Annotated in this window: 5 protein-coding genes; 2 read left to right on the top strand and 3 right to left on the bottom strand. The window is 38.0% G+C overall.

Features of this window, described 5'->3' with window-relative positions:
- Positions 1-64: 64 nt before the first annotated feature.
- Entirely contained in the window at positions 65-1,153 is a 1,089-nt protein-coding gene (locus BN338_RS09045; protein ID WP_039761265.1) for a 2'-deoxycytidine 5'-triphosphate deaminase, read from the bottom strand.
- A gap of 285 nt (positions 1,154-1,438) precedes the next feature.
- Between BN338_RS09045 and mutL the strand changes: the two genes are divergently transcribed.
- A complete protein-coding gene (gene mutL / locus BN338_RS09050; protein WP_039761266.1) occupies positions 1,439-3,292 on the top strand; it encodes a DNA mismatch repair endonuclease MutL in 1,854 nt (617 codons plus the stop codon).
- 109 nt (positions 3,293-3,401) lie between these two features.
- Positions 3,402-3,638: a DUF2093 domain-containing protein gene (locus BN338_RS09055; protein ID WP_039761267.1), complete on the top strand. Its 237-nt coding sequence runs from the start codon at positions 3,402-3,404 to the stop codon at positions 3,636-3,638.
- 19 nt (positions 3,639-3,657) lie between these two features.
- Here BN338_RS09055 and lpxK read toward each other — a convergent pair whose 3' ends face one another.
- Both lpxK and waaA read right to left on the bottom strand, forming a co-directional pair.
- On the bottom strand, positions 3,658-4,698 hold the full coding sequence (gene lpxK / locus BN338_RS09060) for a tetraacyldisaccharide 4'-kinase (RefSeq protein ID WP_039761268.1): 1,041 nt from the start codon (positions 4,696-4,698) through the stop codon (positions 3,658-3,660).
- Positions 4,688-6,010, bottom strand: coding sequence for a lipid IV(A) 3-deoxy-D-manno-octulosonic acid transferase (gene waaA / locus BN338_RS09065; protein WP_039761269.1), 1,323 nt, complete (start codon positions 6,008-6,010; stop codon positions 4,688-4,690). Before waaA ends, lpxK begins: the two co-directional genes overlap by 11 nt.
- Positions 6,011-6,093 lie beyond the last annotated feature (83 nt).

The following is a 6,093-nucleotide window of genomic DNA, read 5'->3' on the forward strand; positions in this document are numbered from 1 at the left end:
CCGATTTTGTGAAGAAGAATTTTTTTACTTAAAATGTATTTTATCAAAATTCATAGTTTCCAGCTCATTTAAAATGCTTGGATAATTTTAACCCCTGTGCTTGATAATGTGACCCAACATCGTGTCCATAAAGGGCTGATGGTCGATTAAGCATATGCTCATAAACCAAACGGCCAATAATTTGACCATGCTCTAAGATAAAGGGAACTTCATAGCTCCGTACTTCTAAAACTGCTCTTGCACCTTTACCACCCACCTCCTTATGTCCAAATCCTGGATCAAAAAAACCTGCATAGTGCACCCTAAATTCACCCACTAAGGGATCAAAAGGTGTCATTTCTGCAGCATAAAATGGAGGCACATGAACAAACTCTCGTGAAACTAAAATGTAAAACTCATCTGGATCAAGAACCAGCTCCCTTTGACCACGATCAAAAAGAGGTTCCCAAAAATCTAAAAGGGGGGCAGTAGCACGTTTATCAATATCAATAACACTTGTATGATGTTTACCACGATAACCTATCAGCCCATTTTCGTCTCCTTTTAAATTAATGGAAAGCCCAATACCACCAGCGCTAATATTAGGAAGATCATCCGATATCAGCGTTTCTTGCCTTTGCAAAGCATGCAGCTCGATTTCATTTAAATAACTTTGCCCTTTTCTAAATCGAAGCTGTGATAAATGCGAACCTGTGCGTACCAAAATTGGAAATGTTCGTGGACTAATTTCCAGATAAAGCGGACCATGATAACCCGCACAAACTTTATCAAATTCTTGAGCATTGTCCGTAATAACTCGTGTAAAAATATCTAATCGTCCCGTAGAGCTTTTTGGATTAGCACTAGCAGATAAAAATTCTGGTAAGGCCAAATTTTCTAAAAGTGGAACGATATAAACACACCCCGTTTCCAAAACGGCTCCATTTCGTAAATCAAACTCATGTAACTTTAACCGTTCAAGCTTATCGAAAACTTTTGTATCAAGACCTGGCATAAAGGAAGCACGTATACGATAAGCTTTCTCTCCTAAACGAAGATCAAGGCTTGCAGGTTGTATTTGAGATCTATCAAATGGACTCTGAGCTTTCAGAAAGTTATTATCAATCAATGCTTGTATATCACTATCTGCTAAAATACCGCTTATACGCGCCATATATATTGCCTTCCATTTTTACACTGTTCTTTTTTGACCTAGATGATAAATTGGTGCAAGCTATTTTAGGATGATAAAAATTATTTTTTCATTTTTCCAAATAATTTATTAATACTTCGAATAATGAAAAAATTGAGTATAATACTCTCTCAGAAAAATAGTGTTTAGAAATAATACCTCTCATACCTTCCCATTCTTGAATGTTACACAAATGATGTTATCATAATTTTTGATGTTATCATAATTTTCTATGAAACCCCTTAAAAATCCTGTTAGAATTTATTCATGATTATACGCCATCTTAGCGAAAATATTATTAATCAAATCGCCGCTGGTGAAGTTATTGAACGGCCGGCAAATGTTGTCAAAGAACTTGTTGAAAATGCTATTGATGCTGGTGCAACGCGCATTGAAATTATTACAGCAAATGGTGGGAAAAATTTTATAAAGGTAAGTGATAATGGTTGTGGAATTCCGGTAGATCAGTTAACTTTAGCTGTTTCTCGCCATTGTACTTCAAAGATCACCGATGACGTACACAATATCTGCTTCCTTGGATTTAGAGGAGAGGCCCTCCCCTCTATTGGTTCTGTTGCTAAACTCAAACTCATTTCACGAACAAAAGAGGCTGAGAATGCTGCTGAAATTTCCGTGACTGCAGGAAAAATTGTAGGCCCCAAACCAGCAGCTGCAAATCTAGGAACAATTGTTGAAGTTCGTGACCTTTTCTTTGTCACGCCCGCACGATTAAAATTTATGAAAACTGATCGGGCTGAAACAAATGCTATTAGTGATATGATTAAGCGGATTGCTATTGCATTTCCGCATATCCGTTTTTCTCTTTCCGGACTAGACAGAACATCTATGGAACTCTCTGCAACAGAAAATAATACGCAAGGACAATTACAACGTATTACCCAAATTATGGGAAAAGAATTTGCCCCTAACAGCATCGCACTGAATGCTGAACGCGAATCCGTGCGCTTAACGGGATTTGCTTGTTTGCCATCTTTTAACCGAAATAACAGCCTTCATCAATTTGCTTATGTTAATGGGCGTCCTGTGCGTGATAAATTTCTATGGAGTGCAATCCGAGGCGCTTATGCTGATGTCATGACACGGGATCGTTATCCTGTTGCTATTCTTTTTATTGATCTTCCACCTGCTGAAGTAGATGTTAATGTCCACCCAGCCAAAGCTGATGTACGATTCCGTGATCCAGGATTAATTCGTGGTTTAATCGTTGGAGCTATTCGTGAAGCATTGCAGCAATCTGGTATTCGTCCTACTTCAACCCGTTCTGAAGCAATGCTTACTGCATTTCAAACACAACAATCATCGGCACAACAATCTTTGGGCAATTTTAAAAATGCTTACCAATCCTCTTCTTACAGCCCGCAGTCTCATAATTTTACCACGTCTTCAATGGTTCATAAGCCGTTGGATAGTACCAGCTCTTTTGGTTTAAAAGAAAATGCCACTCCTATTATGGAAGGCTTAAATACTCCAAGCGGAGATGCATACATTCCAAGCACTATACCTTCATCAGAAGAGTTATCTTATCCTCTAGGTGCAGCCAGAGCACAAATCCATAAAAACTATATTATTGCCCAAACTCAAGATAGTTTGATCATTGTCGATCAGCATGCTGCACACGAACGATTAGTTTATGAAGCACTCAAAAATGCACTTTATGCCAAACCACTTCCTTCACAATTATTACTCATTCCTGAAATTGTAGAACTCTCTGAAGAAGATGCAACATGCCTTTTAACGCACAAAGATGCTTTGCAAAAATTTGGATTAGGAATAGAACCATTTGGACCTGGTGCAATTCTTGTCCGTGAGACGCCTTCCATGTTAGGAGAAATGAACGTACAAGCCCTTATTAAAGATCTCGCAGATGAAGCTGCTGAGTATGATACAACAAACAATTTAAAAGCAATGCTTGATTACGTTGCAGCAACGATGGCTTGTCACGGCTCCATACGATCAGGACGCCTTTTACATCCCGAAGAAATGAACACGCTGTTACGACAAATGGAGGCAACGCCCAATACAAGTACATGTAATCATGGACGTCCTACTTATATTGAACTCAAATTAGCAGATATAGAACGGCTTTTTGGCAGAAAATAAATGCTTAATCCTTTTAACAATAAAAATATTTTTAAATTTACTCTCGACTTTATAATATATCTTATGGCATTTTTCTCGGATCTCTTGTACCAAGGAAAAGGGAATTATCATGTTTTCCAATGATGAACGTGAAGCAAAAATTCATTATTCCAATAATGGATATGACATTATAGAATATGGAACCTACACCATTTGTGCTGTTAGCGGACAAAAAATCCCTATAGATGATTTAAAATATTGGAATCATCACCGACAAGAAGCCTATGCTAGTTGTGAAATCTCCTATCATCGCGAACTTGAGTGCAATCCACATCTCAAAAAACTGTTAAAAACACAAGAAGAATAAACCCTCGGAAGCTATAAATTTAGCCTTTGCCTTTCGTACAAGAAAATTCACAGGAACGTTTTCTAAAGCGGGTTATGACCTCCTCAAGGAGCATACGACAGAAATCTTTTTGAATAAAATCGACATCCACATCAAAGACAATAAGATTTTTCAAATCTTTTTGCGTATGAATTGTCTGTATACGGATATAATCTTTAGCTGTTGTCGCTAGCCATAAATTGTGCATTTGAGCCTCTTCTATAAGGCTTGTTAAATTCTCATCAGTGAAAAAATAATGGTCTGGATACGTGTAAGTTTGCACCACATGACCAGATAATTCTTTAATGGATTGAAAAAATTTATCGGGATTGCCAATCCCTGCAAATGCCAAAAATGATTTTCCTGCAACCTCATCAGAGGCACTTGCCTTAAGATGAGCACGATGCAAAGGCTTTCCAGTACATGCAACAAGAAAAGAAACATTATCACGTGCATCTGAGTGACCAATTAATAAAACACTATCCATAAAAGAAAATTGCGTTTTTAATGGTACGCGCAAAGGTCCTGCTGGAAAGACAGCTCCATTGCCAAAACCACGCATCGCATCAACAACAAGTAATGCATAATCCATATAAAGGCGGCGGCTTTGAAAGCCATCATCCATTAAAATAAGATTACATCCCTCTTGCTTAAGCCGTTGTGCCGCTTCATAACGATTAGCCGATACAGCAACAAACGCATGCCGTGCCAATAAAAGGGCCTCATCTCCAACATCGCGTGCAGTATCATATTTCTCATTGACAAGATGCACTCCTTTAATTGCTCCACCATAACCACGTGATACAATACCAGGGACAAAACCAAGTTCTTTAGCCACTTTGGCAAAGGCAATAACAACCGGCGTTTTACCCGTACCACCACATGTAAAATTCCCGATACATAAAACCGGAAGATCAATCACGGGGGGGGGGCTTGCCATAAAACGACGTGAAAAATAGCCATACCCCCATGAAATTGGAGTTAATAAAAAACGCAAAAAGCTTTTATTTTTCCACCAAAAATGGGGGGCACTAATATGCATATCCACCCTGACGCTGACGTAAACCTGTTTGTATGACAAGGGGTTGTAAAAACGGATCTAAAATCTTTAACGTGCGCTCAAGTGCTCCAGCCATACCTGTTGCTACCTCATGAGCCTTATCAACCATTTCTTGTCGCAATGTTTCATTTGTTAAAAGTTTATACACCTGAATAGCAAGCTGTTTTGTATCTTGAACCATATATGCTGCATCACGCATTAAAAATTGTTCGAACATCTCTTGAAAATTTAAGACATGAGGCCCTGTTAAAATAGCAGAGCCAAGCAAAGCCAACTCTAATGGATTATGTCCACCCTTTCCACATAACGATTTACCAACGAAAGAAACTTTTGATAAACGAAGAAAAAGTCCCATTTCTCCAATCGTATCACCCCATAAAATGTCGGTATTCATATCTGGGATAGCATTTCTGCTTCTCCGAATAAAACGTAAACTCTGATTATCACATTTTTTGGTAAGATCTTCTAAACGTTCAGGATGACGAGGAACAATAATTGTCAATAAATCTGGCAAATAATTTTTAACAATTTTATGAACCTCAAAAGCAATCTCCTCTTCTCCTTCATGCGTTGAAATAGCGGCCCAAACTGGACGATTTCCGATAGCATTACGATAACGCGCAAGCAATGTTTGATCTTCAACTAAAAAAACATCAGCCTTGAGATTACCAGAAAATGTAACAGATTTTACACCAAGTGTATGGTAATAAATGACATCTCTTTCATTCTGACTAATTGCCAAATCAATATCCTTAAAAATATGTTTGGCAAGAACACGCCGTTTTTGCCAAGCTTTAAAAGAACGTTCAGACATATGGGCATTAACCAAAATCTGCGGAATATGCATTTTAGCAAGTTCTTTAATACGCAGAGGCCAAATTTCCGATTCACAAATTAAAACGAGATCAGGCTTCCAATGACGAATAAAACGCCGCACTACAAAATCTAAGTCCAAAGGAGCATATTGATGAATCAATCGATTACCAAAATGTTTTTTCACAAGAGAGGAAGATGTCACTGTCCCCGTTGTCAATAATACATTGATTTTTAATGATAAAATATGATTAATAAGTGGAACAAGTGCAAGTGTTTCTCCAACACTTGCTGCATGCAACCAAACTAACGAACCTTGGGGACGTCGAAGGGAGCTTTTACCTAAACGCTCTTTTTTGCGACGCCACTCTTCTTTTCCACGGATAGCACGAAAAAACAAATAAAAAGGGATAACAGGACATAAGCAAAAACCAATCATCCGATAGGTTAAAAGAGCCGCATGTGCCTTTAATTCTGCCATTTAAAATCACCTCATCAGCTGTTTTGAGATATCTATAGGCTTATTTCGTTAAAAAATTCATCAATATTATTGGTTGCATCCAG

It is taken from the genome of Bartonella queenslandensis AUST/NH15 (assembly GCF_000312585.1).
Lineage (GTDB): Bacteria > Pseudomonadota > Alphaproteobacteria > Rhizobiales > Rhizobiaceae > Bartonella > Bartonella queenslandensis_A.

Excerpts from the sequence above, each read along its gene's own strand:
- BN338_RS09045 (WP_039761265.1), bottom strand. The coding sequence starts at position 1,153 with ATGGCGCGTATAAGCGGTATTTTAGCAGATAGTGATATACAAGCATTG.
- mutL (WP_039761266.1), top strand. The coding sequence starts at position 1,439 with ATGATTATACGCCATCTTAGCGAAAATATTATTAATCAAATCGCCGCT.
- BN338_RS09055 (WP_039761267.1), top strand. The coding sequence starts at position 3,402 with ATGTTTTCCAATGATGAACGTGAAGCAAAAATTCATTATTCCAATAAT.
- lpxK (WP_039761268.1), bottom strand. The coding sequence starts at position 4,698 with ATGCATATTAGTGCCCCCCATTTTTGGTGGAAAAATAAAAGCTTTTTG.
- waaA (WP_039761269.1), bottom strand. The coding sequence starts at position 6,010 with ATGGCAGAATTAAAGGCACATGCGGCTCTTTTAACCTATCGGATGATT.